This window comes from Microbispora oryzae (assembly GCF_017896165.1).
In the GTDB taxonomy this organism is placed as follows: domain Bacteria; phylum Actinomycetota; class Actinomycetes; order Streptosporangiales; family Streptosporangiaceae; genus Microbispora; species Microbispora oryzae.
Genome location: NZ_JAFCNB010000029.1, coordinates 1 through 23,039, shown reverse-complemented (window position 1 = coordinate 23,039; position 23,039 = coordinate 1). Strand labels below are relative to the sequence as shown.

At 72.2% G+C, this 23,039-nt stretch carries 23 protein-coding genes; 10 read left to right on the top strand and 13 right to left on the bottom strand.

Annotated elements, in window-relative coordinates:
- Positions 1 to 57: 57 nt before the first annotated feature.
- The 3 genes from JOL79_RS31145 (at position 58) to JOL79_RS31135 (ending at position 3,712) form a co-directional block, all read left to right on the top strand.
- Positions 58 to 654, top strand: a complete 597-nt coding sequence (locus tag JOL79_RS31145; protein WP_210159509.1) for a TetR/AcrR family transcriptional regulator — start codon at positions 58 to 60, stop codon at positions 652 to 654.
- 185 nt (positions 655 to 839) lie between these two features.
- Entirely contained in the window at positions 840 to 2,693 is a 1,854-nt protein-coding gene (locus JOL79_RS31140) for a cellulose binding domain-containing protein (protein WP_230985813.1), read from the top strand.
- A gap of 122 nt (positions 2,694 to 2,815) precedes the next feature.
- Entirely contained in the window at positions 2,816 to 3,712 is an 897-nt protein-coding gene (locus JOL79_RS31135) for an aminoglycoside phosphotransferase family protein (RefSeq protein WP_230985816.1), read from the top strand.
- Between the two features lie 34 nt (positions 3,713 to 3,746).
- Here the strand turns inward: JOL79_RS31135 and JOL79_RS31130 are convergent, their stop codons facing one another.
- From JOL79_RS31130 to JOL79_RS31120, 3 genes are all read right to left on the bottom strand, one after another.
- On the bottom strand, positions 3,747 to 4,142 hold the full coding sequence (locus tag JOL79_RS31130) for a Cif family virulence factor (RefSeq protein WP_210159507.1): 396 nt from the start codon (positions 4,140 to 4,142) through the stop codon (positions 3,747 to 3,749).
- Positions 4,143 to 4,234: 92 nt separating this feature from the next.
- Positions 4,235 to 4,948: an SDR family NAD(P)-dependent oxidoreductase gene (locus tag JOL79_RS31125; RefSeq protein WP_210159506.1), complete on the bottom strand. Its 714-nt coding sequence runs from the start codon at positions 4,946 to 4,948 to the stop codon at positions 4,235 to 4,237.
- A 195-nt stretch (positions 4,949 to 5,143) separates the two neighbouring features.
- Positions 5,144 to 6,070, bottom strand: coding sequence for a LysR family transcriptional regulator (locus tag JOL79_RS31120; RefSeq protein ID WP_210159505.1), 927 nt, complete (start codon positions 6,068 to 6,070; stop codon positions 5,144 to 5,146).
- 119 nt (positions 6,071 to 6,189) lie between these two features.
- On the opposite strand from JOL79_RS31120, the gene JOL79_RS31115 reads away from it, so the two are divergent.
- A complete protein-coding gene (locus JOL79_RS31115; RefSeq protein WP_230985812.1) occupies positions 6,190 to 7,497 on the top strand; it encodes a YbfB/YjiJ family MFS transporter in 1,308 nt (435 codons plus the stop codon).
- On the opposite strand, the gene JOL79_RS31110 is transcribed toward JOL79_RS31115, so the two are convergent.
- The gene (locus JOL79_RS31110; RefSeq protein WP_210159504.1) at positions 7,494 to 8,102 is read right to left on the bottom strand and encodes a TetR/AcrR family transcriptional regulator; all 609 of its coding nucleotides are present in this window, start codon (positions 8,100 to 8,102) and stop codon (positions 7,494 to 7,496) included. The two genes, JOL79_RS31115 and JOL79_RS31110, sit on opposite strands and share 4 nt — an antisense overlap.
- A 98-nt stretch (positions 8,103 to 8,200) precedes the next feature.
- Positions 8,201 to 10,207 carry an FHA domain-containing protein gene (locus JOL79_RS31105; RefSeq protein WP_230985811.1) on the bottom strand — a complete coding sequence of 669 codons (2,007 nt, stop codon included), beginning with the start codon at positions 10,205 to 10,207 and terminating at the stop codon, positions 8,201 to 8,203.
- A gap of 263 nt (positions 10,208 to 10,470) precedes the next feature.
- Between JOL79_RS31105 and JOL79_RS31100 the strand changes: the two genes are divergently transcribed.
- The 3 genes from JOL79_RS31100 (at position 10,471) to JOL79_RS31090 (ending at position 13,522) form a co-directional block, all read left to right on the top strand.
- Positions 10,471 to 11,853 (top strand): MFS transporter, encoded by a 1,383-nt coding sequence (locus JOL79_RS31100; RefSeq protein ID WP_210159502.1) that lies wholly within the window; start codon positions 10,471 to 10,473, stop codon positions 11,851 to 11,853.
- 239 nt (positions 11,854 to 12,092) lie between these two features.
- On the top strand, positions 12,093 to 12,935 hold the full coding sequence (locus JOL79_RS31095; protein WP_210159501.1) for a prephenate dehydratase: 843 nt from the start codon (positions 12,093 to 12,095) through the stop codon (positions 12,933 to 12,935).
- A 140-nt stretch (positions 12,936 to 13,075) separates the two neighbouring features.
- A complete protein-coding gene (locus tag JOL79_RS31090) occupies positions 13,076 to 13,522 on the top strand; it encodes a DUF2267 domain-containing protein (RefSeq protein ID WP_210159500.1) in 447 nt (148 codons plus the stop codon).
- Positions 13,523 to 13,532: 10 nt separating this feature from the next.
- Here JOL79_RS31090 and JOL79_RS31085 read toward each other — a convergent pair whose 3' ends face one another.
- Genes JOL79_RS31085 through JOL79_RS31070 form a run of 4 tightly spaced genes read right to left on the bottom strand, consistent with a single transcriptional unit; the run spans position 13,533 to position 16,403 of the window.
- Positions 13,533 to 13,946: a hypothetical protein gene (locus JOL79_RS31085; RefSeq protein WP_210159499.1), complete on the bottom strand. Its 414-nt coding sequence runs from the start codon at positions 13,944 to 13,946 to the stop codon at positions 13,533 to 13,535.
- On the bottom strand, positions 13,943 to 15,073 hold the full coding sequence (locus JOL79_RS31080) for a molybdopterin-dependent oxidoreductase (RefSeq protein ID WP_230985810.1): 1,131 nt from the start codon (positions 15,071 to 15,073) through the stop codon (positions 13,943 to 13,945). The genes JOL79_RS31085 and JOL79_RS31080 overlap by 4 nt, the downstream gene beginning before the upstream one ends.
- A complete protein-coding gene (locus JOL79_RS31075; protein WP_210159498.1) occupies positions 15,052 to 15,663 on the bottom strand; it encodes a class I SAM-dependent methyltransferase in 612 nt (203 codons plus the stop codon). Before JOL79_RS31075 ends, JOL79_RS31080 begins: the two co-directional genes overlap by 22 nt.
- A complete protein-coding gene (locus JOL79_RS31070; RefSeq protein WP_307848826.1) occupies positions 15,660 to 16,403 on the bottom strand; it encodes a TIGR04282 family arsenosugar biosynthesis glycosyltransferase in 744 nt (247 codons plus the stop codon). Before JOL79_RS31070 ends, JOL79_RS31075 begins: the two co-directional genes overlap by 4 nt.
- 92 nt (positions 16,404 to 16,495) lie before the next feature.
- Between JOL79_RS31070 and JOL79_RS31065 the strand changes: the two genes are divergently transcribed.
- Entirely contained in the window at positions 16,496 to 18,028 is a 1,533-nt protein-coding gene (locus tag JOL79_RS31065) for a hypothetical protein (protein ID WP_210159497.1), read from the top strand.
- A 120-nt stretch (positions 18,029 to 18,148) separates the two neighbouring features.
- Here JOL79_RS31065 and JOL79_RS31060 read toward each other — a convergent pair whose 3' ends face one another.
- Positions 18,149 to 19,144, bottom strand: coding sequence for an NAD-dependent epimerase/dehydratase family protein (locus tag JOL79_RS31060; protein ID WP_210159496.1), 996 nt, complete (start codon positions 19,142 to 19,144; stop codon positions 18,149 to 18,151).
- A gap of 129 nt (positions 19,145 to 19,273) precedes the next feature.
- Positions 19,274 to 19,939: a glycosyltransferase family 2 protein gene (locus JOL79_RS31055; protein WP_210159495.1), complete on the bottom strand. Its 666-nt coding sequence runs from the start codon at positions 19,937 to 19,939 to the stop codon at positions 19,274 to 19,276.
- Between the two features lie 185 nt (positions 19,940 to 20,124).
- On the opposite strand from JOL79_RS31055, the gene JOL79_RS31050 reads away from it, so the two are divergent.
- Both JOL79_RS31050 and JOL79_RS31045 read left to right on the top strand, forming a co-directional pair.
- Positions 20,125 to 20,727 (top strand): DUF1349 domain-containing protein, encoded by a 603-nt coding sequence (locus JOL79_RS31050; RefSeq protein ID WP_210159494.1) that lies wholly within the window; start codon positions 20,125 to 20,127, stop codon positions 20,725 to 20,727.
- 95 nt (positions 20,728 to 20,822) lie between these two features.
- Positions 20,823 to 22,253: a serine hydrolase domain-containing protein gene (locus JOL79_RS31045; protein WP_210159493.1), complete on the top strand. Its 1,431-nt coding sequence runs from the start codon at positions 20,823 to 20,825 to the stop codon at positions 22,251 to 22,253.
- A 36-nt stretch (positions 22,254 to 22,289) separates the two neighbouring features.
- On the opposite strand, the gene JOL79_RS31040 is transcribed toward JOL79_RS31045, so the two are convergent.
- Both JOL79_RS31040 and JOL79_RS35925 read right to left on the bottom strand, forming a co-directional pair.
- On the bottom strand, positions 22,290 to 22,865 hold the full coding sequence (locus JOL79_RS31040) for a hypothetical protein (RefSeq protein WP_210159492.1): 576 nt from the start codon (positions 22,863 to 22,865) through the stop codon (positions 22,290 to 22,292).
- Positions 22,865 to 23,039: ClpB D2-like domain containing protein (locus JOL79_RS35925; RefSeq protein ID WP_372446822.1), on the bottom strand; the 175-nt coding region annotated here is incomplete at its 5' end. The genes JOL79_RS31040 and JOL79_RS35925, both read right to left, overlap by 1 nt.

The following is a 23,039-nucleotide window of genomic DNA, read 5'->3' as shown; positions in this document are numbered from 1 at the left end:
ATCCGCTATGTCTACGACCGTAGACCTCACTGACCAGCATAGTCTACACTTGTAGATGTGAGTGAAGACACACAGGAACCGGGAGACGGCTCGCGGCGGCGCGACGCCGGCGCGACCCGTGAGGCGATCCTGCTTTCGGCGGTGGAGGCGTTCACCCGAGCCGGCTACGACGGCGCGGGCGTGCGGGAGGTGGCCGGAAACGCCGGAGTGACCGCGATGCTGGTCAACCGCTACTTCGGCTCGAAGGAACACCTCTTCGTCGAGGCGGTCGACCGCTCCTTCGCGCCGCGAACCGTCGTCGGCGACGACCCGGACGCGCTGACCGAGCAGACGGCGATCAGCCTGGCCGCGCGGACCGCGCCGGACGCCGACGACCTGGACCCGTTCCTGCTGATGCTCCGGTCCGCGGCCAACCCGCGAGCCGCCGAGATCATCCGGGCGGGCGTCGGACGGCATGTGGGGCGGCACCTCACCGACCTGCTGTCCGGGCCGGACGCGGCGGCGCGCGCCGAACTGCTGCTCTCACTGATCGCCGGGGTGTGGCTGATGCGCAAGGTCGTCGCGACCCCGGCACTGGCCGGCATGGACCAGGACTCCCTCGCACGCCTGCTCACGGACGTGATGCGGCCCCTCATCGATCCCCCGCCCGCCTGAGCCGGGGCCGCCGGAGCACCGGCGGCCATGGGTGAAAGTTGCACCTCGACGTTCCGTATCGGCGCAGTTCGCATGGTCACCGCCGTCCGCCCGCGGGCCGGCCGCTTGACCGCGGGCCGGGACCGAACGCAGGCTCCGCTGGACCCGCGCGCCCCGCGCGCGCACGCGACCTCTGAGGAGTTTGCATGCCTGGCCTGCTTCACCGCCGGCGCGCCGGCGCGGCGCTGCTGGCCGCCACGGCGCTGGCCGCGGCGACCCTCACCGCGGAGATCGCCGCCGATCCGGCGTCCGCCGCGACTTCCGCGAGCGTCAGTGTTAGCGCTAACACAAGCCGCGGCACGATCCCCTCAGCGGGGCACGGCGTCAACGTCGCCGTCTACGACGGCAACATGAACAGCTCAGCCATCCCCGGCCTGCTGCGTAACGCCGGCTTCACGGCGGTGCGCTACCCCGGCGGCTCCTACGGCGACATCTACCACTGGAAGACCAACACCGCCGACGGCGGATACGTCGCTCCCAACACCGACTTCGACACCTATATGGGCACCGTCCGCTCGGCCGGCGCGCAGGCCGTGATCATCGCGAACTACGGCAGCGGCACGGCCCAGGAGGCGGCCGACTGGGTGCGGTACGCCAACGTCACCAAGGGCTACGGGGTCAAGTACTGGGAGATCGGCAACGAGGTCTACGGCAACGGCCACTACGGGTCCGGATGGGAGCAGGACAACCACTCGGACAAGAGCCCGCGGACCTACGCGAACAACGTCGTGCAGTACATCTCGGCGATGAAGGCCGTGGACTCCTCGATCAAGGTTGGGGTCGTTCTCACCACTCCCGGCAGCTGGCCCGACGGCATCGTCGGCTCGGGTGACAGCGCCGACTGGAACAACACGGTCATGTCGATCGTCCAGGACAAGGCCGACTTCGTGATCGTCCACTGGTACCCCGGCGCCACCTCGGCCTCCGACAGCCTGACCAAGGTGTCGCAGATCCAGACGATCACGAGCTCGCTCCGCTCCCTGATCAACAGGTACGCCGGGAGCAGGGCCTCCTCCGTCGGCATCACGGTCACCGAGATGAACCCGAGCTACCAGCTCAACAGCGCCACCGCCGCCCTCTTCGCCGCCGACAGCTACCTGACCTGGTTCGAGAACGGCGCGATGAACCTTGACTGGTGGAACCTGCACAACGGCACCAGCCAGGGCCCCGGCAGGAACGACGACGGGACCACCGACTATCACGACGAGGGCATCCTCTCCTCCGGCGCCTCCGGAGAGCCGGCCACGAACACGCCGTTCCCGCCGTATTACGGCCTGTCGATGGTCGGGAAGGCCGGATCGCCGGGCGACACGATCGTGCAGGCCTCGTCGTCCAACTCGCTGCTGTCCGCGCACGCGGTGAAGACCTCCACCGGCGTCAACGTCGTGCTGATCAACAAGGACCCGAACAACTCCACCACGGTCTCGCTGTCCTACTCCGGTTACTCCCCCGGCGGGAACCCGACCGTCATGCAGTGGCAGAAGGGGGCCACCTCGATCAGCACCACGACGGGTTCCTCGGCGAGCTCGATCACCCTCCCGCCCTACTCCGTCATCGTTCTGAAGACCGGCGGCACCAACGCCTCACCCAGCCCGTCCCCGTCCGTGTCTCCGTCCGTGTCCCCTTCAGCGTCGCCTTCGGCCTCGCCGACCCGCTCTCCCTCTCCCTCGCCCACCCCGTCGGTCACCCCGACCTCGGGACAGGGCTGCACCGCGTCGTACAAGGTGGTCAACTCCTGGCCCGGCGGCTTCCAGGGTGAGGTGACGGTCAGCGCCACCCGCGCCATCAGCTCGTGGACGGTCGGCTGGACGTACGCCAACGGCCAGACCGTCGGCCAGATCTGGAACGGCACCCTGACCCAGTCGGGGGCCGCCGTGACCGTCGGGAACGTCGGCTACAACGGCACCCTCGCCGCCGGCGCCTCGACCACCTTCGGCTTCACCGGCAGCTACAACGGGACCAACGGCGTCCCGTCGCCGATCACCTGCAGCGCGAGCTGATCCTTGGTGATCCGGGGCGACCGGCCCCCGCCGTGGGAACGTCCACGGCGGGGCCCCGGCGACGCCGGCCGAAAACGCGTTGCGGGAGAAGGCCGGGGCGCGGAACCCTTTTCCGCGTGAAGATGCACGCCGACCAGCTGACGGTGACGACACGGACCGTACGTGCCCTGGTGGACGAGCAGTTCCCCGGCTGGCGGGACCTGCCCGTCACGGGCGTCTCCTCACACGGGACGGTCAACGCCATCTTCCGCGTCGGCGACCGCCTCGCGGCGCGGTTCCCCCTGCGGCCGAGGGACGTCGAGACAGCCCGGCGCGAGCTGGAGACCGAGGCGGAAGCCGCCCGTGAGCTGGCGGGCCGCACCCGGTTCGCCACACCCGAGCCGGTCGCGCTGGGCGAACCCGGCGCGGGCTACCCGCTTCCCTGGGCGGTGCAGACGTGGCTGCCCGGCGTCGTGGCCACCCACGAGGACCCCGGCGGTTCTGTCGCGTTCGCCCATGACCTGGCCGATCTCATCCGCGAGTTGCGCGCGATCGACACCGGAGGCCGCACGTTCACCGGCGGTGGCCGGGGAGGCGACCTGCGGTCCCACGACGCCTGGATGGAGACCTGTTTCGAGCGGAGCGAGCGACTCCTGGACGTCCCCCGGCTCCGCCGGCTGTGGACGAGCCTGCGGAGCCTGCCGCGCGAGGCGGGAGACGCGATGACCCACGGTGATCTCATTCCCGGCAACGTGCTCGTGTCCGGCGGCCGGCTGGCCGGGATCCTCGACGTCGGCGGCTTCGGACCGGCCGACCCCGCCCTGGACCTCGTGGGCGCCTGGCATCTGCTCGACGCCGGGCCACGGGAGGTGCTCCGCCGAGATCTCGGATGCGACGACCTCGAATGGGAACGTGGCCGGGCGTGGGCCTTCCAACAGGCGATGGGGGCCGTCTGGTACTACGACGGCAGCAACCCGGCCATGAGCCGGATGGGCAGGCGCACGCTGGAACGCGTCCTGGCCGCCGGCCCGGCCGGCTGAGCGCGGCGCGCCGCACGCACCCCCCCGCCTCCGGCTACTCGCCGGGTCCCTGAGCCGCGCGGCCGGCGGGCGGGTCGAGCCGGGAGACCTGGTAGTGGGCGATGTACCAGGCCTCCTCGACCCGTCTGACCAGCACGCCGAGGTTGACGCGCAGAGTGGGCCGATCGGTGAAGGAGAAGTCGACCACCAGGTAGCCGAGCACGAGACCGTCGGCGAGCCGCCGAGTTTCCAGAATGCGGTAATCCGCCGTCATCCCGAGGGGCTGCGACTCGTAGTAGTCGGCGACCCCCTGCCGCCCGACGCTGTAGGGGCGCAGCCCCTGGAAGATCGCGTCCTCGGTGAAGTGGGCGGCGACCTGCCGGGGTTCGTGCCGGTCGACGCCGGCCTTCCACCCGTCCAGGACGCCGCGCAGGATCACTTCGTCGTTCATGGCTGACCTGCCGTTCATCGGAGTGTCCGGGCCGTACGGCTCGGTGACGCGGCCCACTTGCGTGACTCAGTTGCGCGGCTCAGTGACGCGGCTCAGTGGCCGGCGCTCATGCCGCCGTCGACGTGCAGGATCTCACCCGTGACGAACGGGGCGTTCTCCAGGTAGATCACCGCGTCGGCGATGTCGCTCGCCTCGCCCATCCGGCCGACCGGATGCAGGCCGGAGAGGAATCCGTGCGTCTCCTCCGGGTGCATCGGCGTCTTGATGGTGCCGGGCGAGACGGCGTTGACCCGGATGCCGCGGGTGGCGTACTCGACGGCGAGCGACCTGGTGGCGGCATGCACGCCGCCCTTGGTCAGCGAGGCCAGCGCGGAGGGCACCCTGGAGTCGGGATTGTCGACCAGGCTGGTGGTGATGCTGACGATGTGGCCGCTGCCCTGGGCGAGCATCTGCCCGATCGCCAGCTGGGTGATGTGGAAGAAACCGGCCAGGTTGATCCCGGTCACAGTCGCGTAGTCGTCCCGCGTGTAGTCGGTGAAGGGCTTGGCCACGAAGACGCCCGCGTTGTTGACCAGGGCGTCGACGCGGCCGAACCGCTCGACGCCGGCCGCGATGACGCGCTCGGCCGTGGCGGGGTCGGCGATGTCGCCCTGGACGGTCAGGACGTCTGCGTCGCCGGAGGGGCGGATGCCGCGGGAGGTGGCGACGACGGCGTAACCGAGCTTGCGGTAGGCGTCGACGATCGCGGCGCCGAGGCCCTGCGACGCACCGGTGACAACGGCGACCTTCTGGCTCTGAGTGCTCATGATGACAGCTCCGGATCAGTGTGGTTCCAATACGTGCCGGCCGAACTAGACGACCGGTCGGCTATTTGACCGTAGAGGGACGCGCCGGATGAGGCAACAGTCCACCCGCCTCGACCTACGACCGGGTTCCTCCTACCTGATAGGCCCAGCCTCTCACCTGGTCGCGCAGAACCGCCGTGCCCCCTTTGACCGGGACTACGCGCGGTGCGGGTCTCCGCCGGGGATCCAGGCGCCGGGGGTGTGGATGCCGAGATCGCCGAGGCCGCCGACGCCGTCGCACAGGGCGTCGACGGCGGCCAGGACGGCGGCGCGCACCTCGTCGCGGCGCCAGACCAGAGACCAGGTCCAGTAGATCTCGGGCCCGACGATGGGCCGTCTGACCAGGTCGGGCGGGAGCGGATCGGTCTGTCCCTTGGGCGAGTTGACGACGGGACGGCCCGCGCGGCGGACGTGGTCGAAGAAGGCGGCCCCGGTGATGCCGCCGTCGGAGATCCGCATCGCCCGGACGCCGGTGTCGCGGGCCAGTTCTTCGGCGAAGGCGTTCCAGGTCGACCAGGAGATGACGTCGTCGTCGATGAGGACCGCGGTGTCCGGGGCCGCCACCTCGCCGGTCTGGTCGCCGGGGGCGACGGCGTGCAGCCGGTCGGCGCCGAGGAGCCGGGCTCGCAGGCCCCGCCGTTCCAGGTCGTCGGGCCACATCCAGCACACCGCGAGATCCAGGCCGCCGTCGGCGACCCGGGCGGCCTGGGTGTGTGAGGGCGCCACCCACGGGTCGAGGTTGATCCGGGCGCCCACCATGGAGGTGCGGGCGGTCAGGTCCGCGGGCAGCCAGTTGACGTAGCCGAGCCGCACGGGGTCGGCGCCGGAGAGCCGGACGGCGTGGCGCCGGAGGTCGCCGGCCCGTTCCAGCAGATCGCGGACGTGCGGGAGCAGGGCCGCGCCGGCCGGGGTGAGGGACACCGAGCGGCGGTCGCGGTCGAACAGGCGCACGCCGAGGTCGCGCTCGAGCGCCTTGATCTGCTGGGACAGCGACGGCCCGGCGATGAGGAGACGCGCGGCGGCCCGGCCGTAGTTCAGTTCCTCCGCGACCGCGACGAAGTACCGCAGTTGGCGCAGTTCCACGCCCGCAATGGTACGTCCCGTAGGAGGCCGAGCCTCCCAGTAGGGAGCTCGTTGGTCGTGGCGTCCTCCCTGGTCATGGGCCCACGATGGACCGACACCACCGTACGAGGGACGTCACCATGACCATGCCGGCACGGCACCCGTCCGCCCCCCGAACGGGAGGCGCGCCCGGCTCGCCCTGGGGCCACGTCACCCGGGCGGCCGCCGCGCTCGCGGCGGGCATGGGGGTCGGCCGGTTCGTCTACACGCCGATCCTTCCCCTGATGCAGGCCCAGGCCGGGCTGTCCGCGAGTGTGGGGGCGCATCTGGCGACCGCCAACTACATCGGCTATCTCGCCGGCGCGCTCGCGGGCATCCTCGCCCCGCCGCTGGTACGCTCCCGCGCGCTGCTGCGGGCCTGCCTGGCCGTACTGACGGTCTCTCTGGCGGCCATGCCGGCGACGCACAGCACGGTCGTGTGGCTCGGGCTGCGGCTGACGGCCGGAGCCGCCAGCGCGTTGATCTTCGTCATCGCCGTCAGCTCGCTGCTCAGCCACCTCCGGCAGCACCCGGCGCACCTGCCGGGCTGGGGCTTCGGCGGTGTCGGCGCCGGGATCGCCCTGTCCGGAGCGCTGGTCCTCGTGCTGCGCGGCATCGCGAGCCGGCATGCGGGTTGGCATGCGGGTTGGCAGGACGCCTGGTGGGGCGCCGCCGCGATGTGCGCGCTTCTGTCGGCCGTCTCGTGGAACCTGCGTCCGGAGGAGACCTCCGCGCCCGACGAGGCCGACGAGGCCGACGAGGCCGACGAGGCCGTGACGGTCGTCTGGCCCACGACGGGCACGTACCGCTGGTTCGGCGCGCTGTTCGCCGGCTACAGCCTGGAGGGCGTCGGCTACATCATCGCCGGCACCTTCCTCGTCGCCGCCATCGGGCAGAGCGCCCCCGGCTGGGCCGGCAGTGGGGCGTGGACGCTGGCCGGCCTGGCGGCCGTCCCGTCGTCGGCGCTGTGGGCCCGGCTGGCACGCCGCTGGTCCCGCCCCGGCCTCCTGTTCTCCGCGCTCGTCATCCAGGCGGCCGGCATCGCGCTGCCCGCCCTCGTCGGCGGCCTGGCCGCCGCTCTGATCGCCGCCGTCCTGTTCGGGGCGACCTTCGTCGGCGTCAGCACTCTCGCCCTGGGCACCGGGGCCCATCTGCGGTTCCCTCGTTCGGTCGCGCTGTTGACCACCGGATATTCCGCGGGCCAGATCATCGGCCCGTTGGTCGTCACGCCCCTGCTCCGCGACGGCTACCACCACGCGCTGATCGTGGCGTCCGCCGTGGTGCTCGCCGCCGCCGTCGCCGCCGCCGTGCTGCGCGCCGGCTTCCCACACCACATGGCGGTGGTGCTCCACCACCCGCAGGAACACCACGCCCCCGGCGTACGGCCCGCGGCCGCGGAAGCCGACTAGATCGGTTGTGACGCCCGCGCGCCGAGCAGGGCCAGGCAGTTGTCCCACAGCGGGCTGAGCCGCTGCGTGTTGTTGTAGAGCTTGGCGAACAGCACCTGGCCCTCCAACTGAGCGACCACGGACCGCGCGGCTTCCCTGAGGTCCACGACGGTGACCTCGCCGCGGTCGCGCGCCTCGGCGATGACCGTGGCGACCATCTCCACCTGCGTGTCGAAGATCTGCTGCAGTCTCTCCCGGATGGCCTCGGCCTGGTTGCTCAGCTCCAGGCTGAGGTTGCCGAACAGGCAGCCCGAGACGGTGCCGCAGGTTTGCTGGCCCGCCAGCTGTTCGGTCTCGGTCTCCTCGAACAGCCGGCGCAGGCGCCGGAGCGGCTCCTCGTCGGCACCCAGGACACGCGCCCACCCGGCCCGCTGGACGGCCCAGTGCTCGTCGATGACGGCGAGCGCGAGAGCCTCCTTGGACTCGAAGAAGTAGTAGAAGCTGCCCTTGGGCACCCCGGCCGTCTGGCAGATCGCGGCCACGCCCAGGGCCGAGTAGCCGTGCAGTTCGATGAGCGACCGCGCAGCGGCGAGAATCTTCTCCCTGGCGTCGCTGGTCCGTCCCATGAAGCGAGTGTACGACCGGGCGACACGGTTTATTCGACCGGTCGGCTATCCGCCTTCTCCCACCCGCTCCCGGTCCGGCCCGGGAGCGGGTGAGCGGCTCATTCCGGCGACGTCGCCTCGGCAGGTCCCAGGGACACCGCCCCGGCCCGCCTGACCGGCGTGTCGGGCCGCCTGGGGACCACCGGCCGCTCCGTCTGAGGTCCGTCGGACCCGATCGGCCGGTCGAAGATGTCGATGTCGACCTCCTCGCCCCCGACGATCAGCGTGTCCCACGCTCCGCTGACCAGGAGGGTACGGACCGTCTCGGGTTTGAGGTCGCCCAGGTGCCGGACCAGGGCCGCGTCATCCGGCATGCCGGGAATGCGCGGCTCCAGGCGGGTCCTGATCTGGCGCAGCCGTTCCATCAGGGCGTCGACGTCCGCGTCGCGGTCGGAGACCGCGCCGCCCTCTTCGATGCCTTGGACGATCTTGTCCTTGATCGCCTGAGTGACTCCGTGCTCGTCGGTGGTCACCATCGCGTTCCACGCCCGGCTCTTGTGCCGATACTGCAGCATCGACATCGCCGCCTCATGGCGGACGAAGTCGGCGTCGCGGAACGCCCTGCCCCGCCAGTTGCGGTTGAGCGACCGCGCGAGCGAGATGGCCGACGCCAGCCCGCTGTTGAGTCCGCGCCCCGGCCAGAAGTGGATCGCGTTGGCCGCGTCGCCGAGGAGGAACCCGTACGTTCCCGGCGTGGCCGACGTCGGGGAGTGCAGCTGGGCGGTGAACCTCGGCCGCTGCACCATGTCCAGCCGGAAGGCGGTCACCGCGCTCACGTCGTCCTCGGGGATGCCGAAGAGCCGCAGCCCCTCCTTCGCCCGCTTCCACAGCGCCGATCCCCTGATCAGGGCCGGCAGGAACAGCGTCATGTGCGTCGCGCAGTGGAAGTCGCCGTCGTCGTTCCGTCCCATCAGGCAGGGGCTCGAGGCGATGCACTCCTCGAACACGTGCCGGATCGGGTCGATGCCGACGACCTCCCTGGCCTCCTCGTCGGTGAGGCGCATGTTCAGGAATCCCTCGCCGCGCAGCGCGTTCAGGAGGAACCGGTTCTGCGCCACGGTCAGCAGGACGATCATGGGATCCGACAGGCCGGACTTCACCCTCAGCCCCAGCACGACGTCCTGTACGTGATGACCGTCCAGCGAGTAGATCGACTTGTCGGCCTTGCCGAACTTGTCGGAGAAGTGCTCACGGGTGCGCGAGCGCCCGCCCTCGCAGATGGCCAGCACGTGGTCCTGGGCCACCGCCTCGTGGTCGTTCACGGGGTCGAAGTTCGCGGGGACCAGGCGGATCCGGTCGGATTTCTCGTTCGCCATTTCGAGCAGCGTGTCCTCGATATAGGCGATCCGGATATTCCGCGGGCTGTAGCCGCGAATCGAGTCGGGGCCGGCCGGCCACATCTCGGTGTACGAGCCTTCGGTGAACAGCCGGGCCTGGACCTCCTCCGGGAGGTTCAGGTACTGGCGGCTCTGCACGGTCACGACCTGCTGCCGCCGGTTGTTGCCCTGCGCCGCGTTCTTCCACACGATCCGTGACCCGTCCTGGGTCCAGCGGCCGTCGTACATCGTGATGGAGACCCGGGGCCCCATGAGGTGTTCGAGCAGCAGGGCGAGACCGAGCCCGACGGGCCCTCCGCCCGAGATGGTGACTCGCAGGACCTGACCCGGCTCGACGCTCGGAAGCGACCCCACGAACGTCTGGAGCAGGGACGCGTCCATGATCGTCTCGGAGTCGTCGAACGCCTCGAAGCGGAACGTCTCCCCGCCGATGGTGATCGTGTCGCCGGGCTGGAGCAGGTGTGACGTGACACGCGTGCCGTTGACGAGTGTCCCGTTGCGGCTGCCGCGGTCGTGCAGCACATAGCCCTCGGCCTCACGGCGCACCTCCGCGTGGAAACGCGAGGCTCGGTCACTCGTGATAACTACGCTGTTGTCGCCTCTACGACCGAAGGTGACCGGTTTGTCGCTTACCGGAAATCTCTGTCCGGCGAGTGGCCCTTCATCCCCAACAATCGCAGGCGGCACGGGTCGTACCTTTCTCCCAATGGGACCGACGCGATCACTCATAGTGTCACGCTTCGCGGCTCCGGCAAGTGTCCAAACCCGCATAAGCCACTAGCCACAGATTTGATCACCATAAGGGCGTCGCGTCTAGAAAGCGGCGGCTTTCCACCCGCGCTTCAACCGGGCCGGGCCACGAGCCCCCGCCGGGCGCGCGACGTCGCCGACCAGCGGAGATGGCGGAGGGTGACCGGTAGACTCGCAGGGGTCGCACTCGCGTTCGGTGGCGTTCGGTGGCATTCGGTGGCGTTCAGGGGGGCCTGACGCGAATGAGTCGGCTGCTGAGAGAACGGGCCCGGCCGGAACGCGTCCGGGCTCATCCGAACGCGCCGTGGTTCGCGGTGGCGGCGGTGTGTGTCGGCTCCTTCATGGGCCAGCTCGACGCGAGCATCGTCACCCTGATCTTCCCGGCGCTCCAGCGTGGGTTTCACGCGCCGCTGGCCGCGGTGCAGTGGGTGGCGCTGGTCTATCTGCTCACCGTGATCGCCCTGCTCGCCGCGGTGGGACGGCTGGCCGACGTCGTGGGGCGCAAGCTCGTATACGTGCGAGGATTCGTCGTCTTCACCGCCGCGTCGGCCGCGTGCGGGTTCGCGCCGTCCCTGCCCGTGCTCCTGGCCTGCCGGGTGGTGCAGGCCGCGGGGGCGGCGATGCTGCAGGCCAACAGCGTGGCGTTGGTGGTGGGCAGCGTCCCCAGGAGGCGCGCTCGGGCCGCCCTGGGAGTCCAGGCCGCCGCCCAGTCGCTGGGCCTCGCCTTCGGCCCGCTGGTGGGCGGCCTGATCGTCGGCCTGGCCGGCTGGCGGTGGGTGTTCTGGATCAACGTACCGGTCGGACTGGTGGCCGTGGTCGCCGGCTACTACCTGCTGCCACGCACCCGCGAGCGCGCGCACCGCGACGCCATCGACCTGCCCGGTCTCCTCCTGCTCGCCTACGCCGCCTCGGGCCTGCTGCTCGCCGTCTCGGCCGCGTCCGGCCTGGGCTGGCCGGCGTGGTCGATCGCCGTCCTGCTGATCACAGCCGCGGCGTCCGCCGCCGGTACGCTCCGCCGGGAGCGACGGGCGGCGGCTCCGCTCATCCCCCCGGCCGTGATGGGCGACATCGCGGTGACGCGCGGCCTCGCCGGAGCACTGTGCGGCTATCTGGTCCTGTTCGGCCCGCTGGTGCTCGTGCCTCAGGTGCTGCTCACCACCGGCCTGAGCGAGCCGCACGCGGGCGCGGTGCTGAGCGCGCTGCCCGCGGGGTTCGCGCTGACCGCGATCACGGGCGACCGCCTGTTGCCGCGCCGCTGGGGCAACCGTCCGCGCTGCCTGGCCGGCGCCCTGACGGCCGCGGCGGCGACCGGACTCGCGGCGGCCGCACCCACCGAGGTCGGCCCTCTCGTCATCTGCCTGGCCGTGCTGGGGGCGGGTCTGGGGGTGTTCGTCCCGGCCAACAACGCCGCCGTCATGGGCGCCGTCCCGGTCCGGTCGTCGGGCACCGCCGGCGGCCTGATCAGCATGGCGCGCGGTGTCGGCACCGCGCTGGGCATCGCCGTCGTCACCCTCGCCCTGTTCTCCACGGGAGGACCCGGTGTCGCCGGGGCCAGGGTCGCCCTCGCGGGGCTGGCGGGCGCCGCCGTGATCGCCGCGCTCACCGCCGTCCGCCGCGACCGCTAAGCCATCGCCGGCGGTTCCGCGCGCGGCCCGGCCGAGCGTCCGTGCAGCGGTGACCGGGGGCCGTGGGGCGGGGACGGCGACCGGGTAACATGCGAGGAGCGATCCACGGCGCAGTCACCCGTGGAGCCCCTCTCGCGGCCGCCCGCACCACCCTGCCGGAGCCGGCCCGATCCCGTCCTGATCTGCTCCCGACCGAGGCGCAGTCGCCGAGCCGAAGATGCCGGAGATATCGATCGCATATGGTGACCATCGCCTATCAGGGAGAACCGGGGTCGAACTCGGCCGCCGCGGCCCGCGACCTCTACCCCGACGGCCGGGACCTGCCCTGCACCACGTTCGAACAGGCCCTTGAGGCGGTCACGCTGGGAACGGCGGACCTCGCGGTGATCCCCGTGGACAACTCCGCCGCCGGGCGGGTGGCGGACGTCCATCACCTGCTGCCCGAGACGGGCCTGTCGATCGTCGCCGAATACTTCCTGCCCATCCACTTCGATCTCATGGGGGTCCCCGGCACGTCCGTCGACCAGGTGGAGTGCGTGCGGAGCCATGTGCACGCCCTGGGCCAGTGCCGGAAGATCCTCCGCGAGGGCGGCTGGCGGACGCTGGTGAGCGACGACACCGCCGGCGCCGCCCGCGAGGTCGCCGAGCTCGGCGATCCCCGGCACGCGGCGCTCGCGCCGCCCGGCGCCGCCCCCCTTTACGGCCTGGAGGTGCTGCGGGCCGGGGTCGAGGACACCCCCGACAACACCACCCGGTTCGTCGTCCTGTCGCGGGACGCCAAGCTCCCGCGCAACACCGGCGAGCCGATGATGACCAGCCTCTTCTTCTCGGTACGCAATATCCCGAGCGCGCTCTACAAGGCCCTCGGCGGCTTCTCCAGCAACGCCGTGAACCTCACCAAGATCGAGAGCTATCAGGTCGGCGCCGGGCTGAAGGCCAGCCGCTTCTACGTCGAGATCGAGGGTCACCCCGACGAGAGCCGGGTCGCCCTCGCCCTGGAGGAGCTGCTCTTCTTCTGCTCCGACATGCGGATCATCGGGGTGTATCCGGCGCATCCCCACCGCGCCCAGGAGAACGGCTGATCACACCCCGCCCGCCCTCAGCCACTCGCCTCGGTTGCCCCGGGGACCGGCGGAATAGCATGGGAGGCGGAAGCGGCGCGGGCCCCGGGTCGTGCGCCGCGAGACGTACGCAGACCGCCCTCGCACCGTTTGGAGGGGCCATGGCGTCCGCTCGGGTACACAGTCTCGACCGCACCGTCCAGACCACGAACCGCTGGCTCGCGGATCTGGCGGCCTCGATCGGCACCGAGGATCGGGAATTCGCCCACCGCGTGCTGCGCACGTGGTTACACGCGGTGCGGGACGGCCTCACCGTCGACGGCGCGGCCCATCTGGCCGCCCAGCTGCCCGACCTGCTCCGCGGGGTCTTCTACAACGGCTGGGATCCCAGCGCGGTCCCCGTACGCAGGGAACGGCAGGAGTTCATCGAGCACTTCGCCCTCACCGGCCGCATCGCCCACGCGGACGTGCGCAAACTGGCGCCGGTCGTCACCAAGGTGATCTGCGACGAGGTGTCCGAGAACACGGTGCGGCACGCTCTCGTCCAGCTGCCGCGGAGCGTCCGCGAGCTGCTTGAGCCGGCCGCGAAGGCCGCGCCCGACGCGTGACGCGAGGGCGTCAGGAGGAGGGTGGCGCCGCACGCCCGTGCCGCCGGCGTCGCAGCCGCGTCCAGGCGTCGGCGGCGACCGCCGCCACGGCGACGCCGAGGAGAACGGCGGCGAGGTTCCTGCCGTAGTCGAGCGGCAGCTGGGAGGGGTTGTCCGCACGGCGGCCGAAACCGAGCACCACGGGCAGCGAGACGAGGGTGATCATGGCGGCGACGACCAGCCCCACCCGGTACGGCCGGGGAACCCGCCGCAGGGGGACGCCCAGCGCGAGTGTCACCGGCACGAGAACGAAGTCGTGCGCGACAACACCACCGCCGAACCACAAGGCCCAGCTCAACGGGTCGGCCTGCCCGGCGTTCAGCGCCAGGCCGGCCAGGCCGAGCAGGATGAGGCCGCCCCCGAGGGCGTATCCGGCGATTCTCATGTGATCACGATCCGATGGATCCACTTGGTCTGCTGGGCGCCCGGCCGGTTGGGCGCGATCAGCCGTACCGGGTAGCCGTGGTCGATGTGCAGGGTCTGGCCGTCGAGGCGCAACGCCAGCAGGGTGAGCGGGTCGGTCCAGTGCGGCGGCCGCAGCTCGCTCGTCCGGTAGCCACCGTGCGGTTCGAGCGACTCGACCCGCAGGACGGCGTCGGGCGACGCACCGGCCGATCGGGCCAGATCGCCCAGCCGGACGCCCGTCCACCGGGCCGAGGCGCTCCAGCCCTCGACGCAGGCGATCGGCAGCTCCACCGTGTGCTGCGGGAGCCGCCGCAGGTCCTCGTACGACAGGGAGAGCGCCCCGATCTCCAGGCGGTAGTCCGGGCCGGGCGCGACGACTCCGGCGGCCTGGGCGGTCCGGTTGACCGGCAGGCCCTGCGGCCCGACGCCGGGGGCGCGCGGCGCCAGCAGCGCGAGGCGCCGCAGCGGCGTGACGGTCTCACCGGCGGTGAGCAGGACCGCCAGCCCGGACGCGGCCCCCACGGTGAGCAGGAACCCGCGGCGGCCGCCCTCCAGCGGCTCCGGGAGCGAGCGGCGGACCTTCGCCCATTCGTTGGTGACGTGCACGACCAGCGCGCCGTAGACGATGAAAGCCGTCCAGTAGTGCGCGACCGGGAAGAAGAACGACCAGGGATAGGTGTAGGCGATGTTCAGCAGGCCGGTGACCAGCTGGAACATCGCTCCCGCGACCAGCAGCAGGACGAGACCGCGCTCGGCGGCGTGGGCCGCCGACCGCAGCGGCGGCCATTGCCACAGTTTGGGATAGACCGTCCACAGCTTGGCCAGTAGCAAGGGGATCGCGGCGATGCCGCCGATCACATGGACTCCCTGCGTGACCCGGTAGAGCCAGGTCGGCCGGGACGGCCAGTCCAGCCACGACGGCGGATGCTGCAGGAAGTGGCTGAACAGGCCGGTGGCGAAGGCCACCGTGAAGGCGATCCCCAGCGCGACGCCGAGGCGGGCCGCCATCCCCTCCGAGCGCAGGGCACTGGTGAAACGGATCCGGGCGATCGGCTCCGGCGGCCGATCGGAGGTGATGCGCTCGATCAGCGCAGGCTTGCGAACCATCGGCTCCCCTCCTGCCAGTGGCGTACGCTCTCGAACCCGGCGGCCGTGCCGAGCCGCGCGATGTCGCTCACCGAGACCCGGGCCCAGCCGAACCACTCCCCCAGCGTCCCGGCGCGGCGCAGCCGCACCCGGTCCACCCTGCTGGTCACCCCCGGTGAGTCGATCTCGGCCAGCACCTCGCCACCGGGCCTGGCGAGCTGCCTGACCCTGCGGAGCAGCGCGAGAGGGTGACCGCCGATGCCGATGTTGCCGTCGGCCAGGAGCACGTTCGCCCACCTGCCGCTCCCCGGCACCTGCCCGAAGACGTCGCGGACCAGCGCGAACCCGCCCGCCCTGCGGGTGAGGCGGACGGCGTGCGGGGTGATGTCGATCCCCAGCGCGGGCACGCCCCGGCGGGCCAGCGCCGCGGTGAGCCGTCCGGGCCCCGAGCCCACGTCGAGGGTCGGTCCGGCGCAGCGCGACAGCAGCGCCTCGTCTCCGTCCAGCGGCTCGAACCAGCGGGACGACTCCAGCGGCACGCGGGTGCCGTCGGCGTACTCGATCTCTATGGCGGCCCCGGTCAGCGACTCCGCGTACAACTCTCCGATCATCGCGCGGCGCTCATCTCGGCGACCCGGTCGGCGACGGGCGATTCCACCGGAGACAGGGCCGCGAGCGTGGCGGCGAACCGGGAGTCCGGCGCGGCGGCGGCGACCCGCGCGGCGTCGGCGGCGGTGTCGACGTCGACCAGCTCGGGCAGGTGGGCCACGGTCCGCCCGGCGGCGCGCAGCCGGGCCAGCACCCCCGCTCCGGTGTCCGGCCGGGACATGGGCACGCCGAGCACCGCCGACGGGTCGGGGCGGCGCAGTCCGAGCAACCAGAAGCCGCCGTCGGCGGCCGGGCCGTAGACCGCGTCGTGGTCGGACAGCGCGGCGCAGGCGGCCCGCAGCAGATCGGGGGTGACCTGCGGGGTGTCCATGCCGACGAGGACGACGGGCACGGGGTGGAGCCGGTGGGCGTCGGCCATCGCGTGGGCGATCCGCTCGTCCAGCCCCGCGCCGCGCTGCGGGATCACCGCCACGTCCGGGGGAAGCCACGCGCCGGGCAGCCCGTCGAGAGCGAGCACCGTGTGCCGGGCGCGCGCGGCGGCCACGCTGCCGAGGGTGTCTTCGAGCGCGGCCGTCGCCAGGCGCGCGGCCTGGTGGGGAGTGAACGGCGGAGTGAGCCGGGTCTTGACGCGTCCGGCCACCGGCTCCTTCGCGATGACCACGACCTGCGCGCCCATCGCGCCCGGCTCGCTCGCTCCGACCGGCCGGTACGGCGCCGGACCGCTCGATCTTGCGATCTTCATGGGCTCGACACTAGGGGCGGGCGGGGGTGGAAAACCTTACGAAGTGCTGATGTCCATCCCGGGAAAGGGCAGGTCACGCCTAGTGTGGCAGGGTGATCAGCGCATTTCAGGCCATCCGCGACCCGGGTCGGCGGCCCGCGCGGCGGGGAACGTCCGCACGGCAGGAGGCGTCCGCGGTGGACCGGGCGGTGCGGCGCGCCCTGGCCGGTTGGGGGCTGCTCGTCGCCGTGTCGTTCGCGGCCGGGGGCGTGCTGCACGCGCTCGGGGTCCTGCGGATCGACCACTTCCCGCCGTTCCACGCCCAGTTCCGCGTCCTGACGGTCAGTTTGCTGCCGGCCGCCGTGTTCGGCGTCGCCGCCGTACGGATCCTGCCGCGGCTGACGGCCCGGGTGCGGTTCGGATGGGCGCTCGCCGCCGGGTACGCGTGCGCGCTGGCATGGACCGTGCTGCTCGCCGTCTCGGGCGACGGCCTCGCCGCGCCCTTCACCCATCCGCAGGAGTATCCGGCGGTGCTTCCCGCGGTGGGCGACGATCCCCTGGCCTGGCTGGCGGGCTTCACCACAAACCTGCCGGCGTATCCGACACATGTGCGCGGGCACCCGCCGCTGCCGGTCCTCGTGGTGTGGGCGCTGCGGGCGGCCGGGCTGGGCGGCCCGCTGTGGGCCGCGGTGGTCGTCGTGCTCGTGGGCTGCTCCGCGACGGTGGCGATCGCGCTCACGGTCCGGCGGCTGTCCGGCGACGACGACGCCCGGCGGGTGCTGCCCTACCTGGCGCTCGCTCCCGCGTCCGTGTGGATCGCCACCAGCATGGACGGCTTCTTCGCCGGCGTCGGGGCCTGGGGGGTGGCCCTGCTCGTGCTCGGGCGCGGCCGGGCCGGACGCCTCGTCTACGGGGCCGCGGCCGGGCTGCTGCTGGGCGCGCTGCCGTACCTCAGCTACGGGCTGGTCCCCTACCTGTTGATCGCCGTGGCGGTGGCGGCGGTGGTGCGGCCGCCGAAGGGCGCGCTCGTGGCGGCCGTCGCCGGTGCCGCGGCGGTGACCCTCGCGTTCGCCGCGGCCGGGTTCCTGTGGCCGGCCGGGGTGCTGGCCACGCACGCGCAGTGGGCCGCCGACCCCGGCGCCGCCCGGCCCTACCTGTACTTCCTGGTCGCCGACTTCGGGGTGCTGGCGCTGGTGACCGGCCCGGCCACGGCGGCCGGACTGGTGACACTGGCGAGACTGGTCAGGTCGGTCCGGCTGTCCGGGCTGGGCTCGCTCTCCGGGCCGGCCTTGCTGTCCGGGCTGCGCGCGCCGTCCGGGCCGGCCCGGCTTGACGGGCGTGTGCCCGCCCGGGTGGCGGTCCCGGTCGCGGCGGCCCTCGCGGCGGTGCTCGCGCTCGACCTCAGCGGCATCACCCGCGGCGAGGTGGAGCGCATCTGGGTGCCGTACGCCCTGTGGATCTGCCTCGCCGCGGCGTTCGCCGACCGGCTCCCCGGTCGTGTCTCGGGGCGCATCTCCGGCCGCGCCCCGGACGGTCCCGGGAGCGGACGCGGCGGGCTTGAGCCGGCGGCGTACGGCGGGCCCTGGCTGATGGCGCAGATGATCACCGGACTGCTGCTGCAGGGCCTGATCGCGTCCCCCTGGTGACGCTCGCCCGCGCTCGCGGAAGGCCGGCGCGTTCTGACCCGGGGGGCGTGCGGTGAGCCGGCGCGGTCTGACCGGGCGCCGTGCGGTGAGCCGCGAGGTGGCGCGGGAGGCCGCGGCGGCTCAGCCCAGCGGCGCGGTGGCGAACTCCCGCATGCCCTCACGGAACCCGATCACGGCGCGGAACCCGAGGTCGGCTCGCGCCCGATCAGGGGAGGCCACGACGTGGCGCACGTCCCCGAGGCGGTATTCGCCCGTCACGACGGGATCGGGGCCGCCGCGCAGCTCCGCGATCTCGACGGCCATCTCCCCCACGGTGTGCGGCTCGCCGCTGGCGATGTTGTAGGCGGCCAGCGTGCCGCTCGCGCCGTTCGCGGTGCCCGCGAGCGCCGACAGGTTGGCCCGCGCCACGTCGCGCACGTGGACGAAGTCGCGCCGCTGCCGGCCGTCCTCGAACACCCGGGGCGCGCGCCCGCCCTCCAGGGCCGACCGGAAGATCGCCGCGACCCCCGAGTAGGGCGTGTCCCTGGGCATCCGCGGGCCGTAGACGTTGTGATATCGCAGCGCGACGGCCGTTCCGCCGGTCTCGCGGGCCCAGTTGGCCGCCAGGTGTTCCTGCGTCAGCTTGGTGGTGGCGTAGGCGTTGCGGGGATCGGTGGGCGCGTCCTCGCCGATGACGGCCGGTTCCAGCGGCGCCGAGCAGCGCGGGCAGCGCGGCTCGAACGCCCCTCGATCAAGATCACTGGCGACCCGCGGCCCCGGCCGCACCCGTCCGTGGCCGGGACAGTCGTAGGCGCCCTCACCGTAGACGACCATCGAGGAGGCCAGCACCAGGCGGCCGACGCCGTGCCGGGCCATCGCGGCCAGCAGCACGGCCGTGCCGTACGCGTTGATCGACGTGTAGTCGGGCAGGTCGGCGACGTCGACGCCCAGCCCGACCTTGGCCGCCTGGTGCACCACGGCGTCCGTGCCCGGGAGCAGCCGGTCGAGGAGGGCGGTGTCCCGCACGTCTCCACCCGTCCGCAGGTCGAGACCCACGATCTCGTGCCCGGCGCCCTCCAGCGCCTCGGCGACATGACTTCCGATGAAACCGGCGGAACCGGTCAGCAGCACCTTCACGGGCCCGAGGTTAGGCCGCGTCCGTCCCGTCACGGCCAGATCCGGCGAAGCCGTTCGCGCCCCGTAAGATTCGGGTCCTACGATCCGGCCGTACGATCCCGCCGCGTGAGGTCCCGCCGGGACGGCGGATCAGAGCAGGGCGGCCGCCTCCGCCATGACCCGTCGCATGTCGCGGACGGCCCGTACGGTTCCCCGCACCGTGCCGGTCACCTTCGAGCGGCCCGACCGGTCGAGGTAGTCCACCTCGGTCTCGCGTACACGCCAGCCCGCCGCGGCCGCCCGCAGGACCATCTCCAGGGGATAGCCGAAGCGGCGGTCGGCCACGCCCAGCGCCAGCAGGTCGTCTCTCCGGCACGCCCGCATCGGCCCGAGATCACGCAGGGGGACTCCGGTCCGGCGGCGCAGGTTCGAGGCCAGCAGGACGTTGCCGATGCGCGCGTGCGCGGGCCAGGCCGAGCGGGAGCGCGGGATCCGGCGGCCCAGCACCAGATCGGCGTCGCCCGCCAGGACGGGCCCGGTGACCCGGGGCAGTTGCCGAGGGTCCAGCGACGCGTCGGCGTCCATGAAGCACACGACCTCCGCCGTGGCCGCCGTCAGCCCGGCGTGGCAGGCGGCGCCGAACCCGCGCCGCGACTCGTGCACGACCCGCGCGCCCAGCGCCGCGGCGACCTCGGCCGACCGATCGGTCGAGCCGTTGTCGACCACGATCGGCCGGAACCCCTCCGGCATCCGCCCGAGCACCCAGGGCAGGGCCTCTTCCTCATCGAGACACGGCAACACCACGTCGACATCCATGACCGCACCGTAGGCCCTGGGAGGGCGCCACTTCCTTACACGGTGATGACGTGCCGCGGCAGCGCTGTCGGCCGAGTCATCGGCCCGCCCGGGTGCAGATCTCCGCGCGCTGATCGACAATGGGATCCGGCAGGAAACACGAGCCTGACCCGGCTGCCCCCGGCCCCCTGCGGAAGGACGCGCACGTGACCCAGCGGCACTCCATCGCCTGGTCGGAGGCGACCTGGCTCAATCCTCCCCCGCACGCCGAGGCCGACGGCGACCGCCTGGTCGTCACCACGGGCGAGCGGACCGACTTCTGGCGCACCACGAGCTACGGCTTCGTCCACGCCGACGGCCATGCCCTGCTGACGGACTTCCCCACCGGCACGGCCGTCGAGGTCGGGTTCGTCGCCGCCGTCGACCGGCTGTACGACCAGGCCGGTCTCATGGTGTGGGTGGACGAGGCGAACTGGATCAAGACCGGCGTGGAGATGTGCGACGGGGTGGCGCAGGTCGGCGCGGTCGTCACCCGCGACCTGTCGGACTGGTCGCAGGCGCCGGTGCCCGAGTGGGCCGGACGGGAGATCACCATGCGGGTGAGCCGGTCCGGCGACGCGGTGACCATCAGGGCCCGGTGCGAGGACGGCCCGTGGCGGATGCTGCGGCTGGCCCCTCTCGCCCCGGACGCCAAGGCGTCAGCCGGGCCGTTCTGCTGCTCTCCCGAAGGGGCGGGCCTGAAGATCACATTCACCCGCTTCTCCACGGGACCCGCCGACGCCGAACTCCACGCCGACCCGTCCGGCTGACGGCGCGCCCTCGGATGGGCCGGCATCGTTCAGCCCGAGTCCGGTGGGGCGAAAATGCCTCGTACCGTGATTGGGAGTCTTGTTAGGGTCCCTGGATGCCTTCTCAACGCCCCCTGCTGCCGCGGTCGACACCGGCCGCCTCGGGAATGTCGTCCCGCGCGGTCGCCGCGCTGCTCGACCGGCTCGAAGCGCGATCCGTCGAGTGTCACTCCCTTATGGTCGTACGCCATGGTCACGTCGTCGCCGAGGGCTGGTGGGCGCCGTACTCGGCCGAACGCCCGCACCTTCTTTACTCGCTGACCAAGTCGTTCACCTCGGTCGCCGTGGGGCTCGCGATCGCCGACGGGCTGCTCTCGCTTGACGATCGGGTGGTGGACGTGTTGCCGGACCACGTTCCGGCCGGCGTCTCGGAGCAGGGACGCCGCCTCACCGTTCACCACCTGCTGTCCATGACGACCGGAAACCGCACCGACAGCCTTGCCGAGGCCTGGCGGCTCGAACCGGGCGACCTGGTTAAGGGCTTCCTGCGCGTCCCGTTTCCCGAGGCCGAGGGAACACGGCACACCTACGACAATTCGACCACCTTCGTCCTGGCCCGGATGGTGGAACGGGTCACGGGCCGCGGCCTCCCGGAGCTGCTCGACGAGCGCCTCTTCACGCCGATGGGCATCGACCACGCCGAATGGGATCGGGTGGCGAGCGGCGCCGCCTTCGGATTTCACGGACTGCACCTCACGACCGAGGCCGTCGCCGCCTTCGGGGAACTGCTCCTGCGCGAGGGCCTCTGGGGCGACCGGCGGCTCGTCCCGCGCGAATGGGTGGAGCTCGCGACCAGACGGCACATCGACACTCCGCAGGTCGAGGGCTGGTCGGAGAACCCCGACGCGCTCTGCGGGTACGGCTACCAGTTCTGGATGTCACGGCACGGTTACCGCGGCGATGGCGCCTACGGCCAGCTGTGCCTGGTCGTCCCGTCGCACGATCTCGTGGTCGCCGTGACCGCCGCCGTAACGCAGGGGGAAGCGATACTCGGCCCGATCTGGGAGTGCCTGCTGCCCGGCGTGGACCAGGCGGGGAGCACCCGGGACGACGAGATCCTCGCCGAGCGGCTGCGCCGGCTGTCGCTCGCGCCGGTGCCGGGTTCGGCCGCTCCGGAGCGTTCCGTCAAGGCGACGCTCGACGCCTCCGCCGAGGATTCGGCGCTGCCCGACGGAACCACGGTGGTCGTCGATCCCGTGGACGGTGGGTGGCTCCTTCGATTCGGGTCGTTCCTCAACGTCGAGGCCGGCCACGGCGAATGGCGGGAAAGTTCGCCGCTCGGCCGCCCTGTCGTCGCGGCCGGTGCCTGGCAGGGCGGCACGTTCGTCGCTGATCTTTACGTCATCACCACCCCGCACCGGGTTCGGCTGGTGGTCGACGCCGACGCGGGGACAGCGCTGGCGACGTGGAGCACCGTGCCCCTGGCCGGCCCGGATCTGGCGTTGCATGTGCGGTCGCCGCTGATGACACGACCCGACGTCGCGTAGGTGAAGTCGGCTGCGCCCAGGTCGGTCCGGACCGGCTCAGGTCTGTGCGTCGAGTTGCTCGATCAGCGGGCCGACGAGCTGGTTGAGCTCACGTGCGAGGACGACCAGGGCACGGTGCGCGACCTCGGCGAGATCGTCGCCCGGAGCGTCGGGCGCGGGAGGCAGGTCGTCCAGGGGCAGCGGCGCGTCCACCATCACGACGGGCCGCAGATAGGGAATCTTCGTCAGCTCCCGCTCGGCGGGCTCGACGTACTGTCCGAGGATCGCGGGCCAGCCCTGCCAGCCGCGGTCACGCCACCAGGCCCGTGACCGGGTCAGCTGGGACGGCATCGGTGACACGAGGGTGAGCCGAGCGATCATCGACCCGTCCCACCCGTTGCGCAGGCAGGAGGCCGTCAGCACCCGCCGGTGCCATCGCACGATGGCCGGGGAGGCCAGCGGCGGCGTGGCGACCCGCCACGCCGCGCTGGCGAAGGCGACCGGGGCGATGTCGCCCCAGACGCCGTCGAACTCGCCGGCGTTGTCCCGGAGGAGCTCCGCGTAACGACTGACACCGTTGGGCGCGCGTTCCCGGCCTGCTCGGTGGTCGACCCAGAACGCCTCGTTCGCCATCAGAGGGCGGGGATCGCCTCGGTCAGAGCGCTCTTGGTCTCGCCGGTGAAGGTGAACGTGGCGGCATCGCCCTCACCCTCAACATCGATCTTGACGACCTGCCCCGCCCGAAGATCCCCATACAAGATCTTCTCCGACAGGACATCCTCCAACTCCCGCTGAATCGTCCGCCGC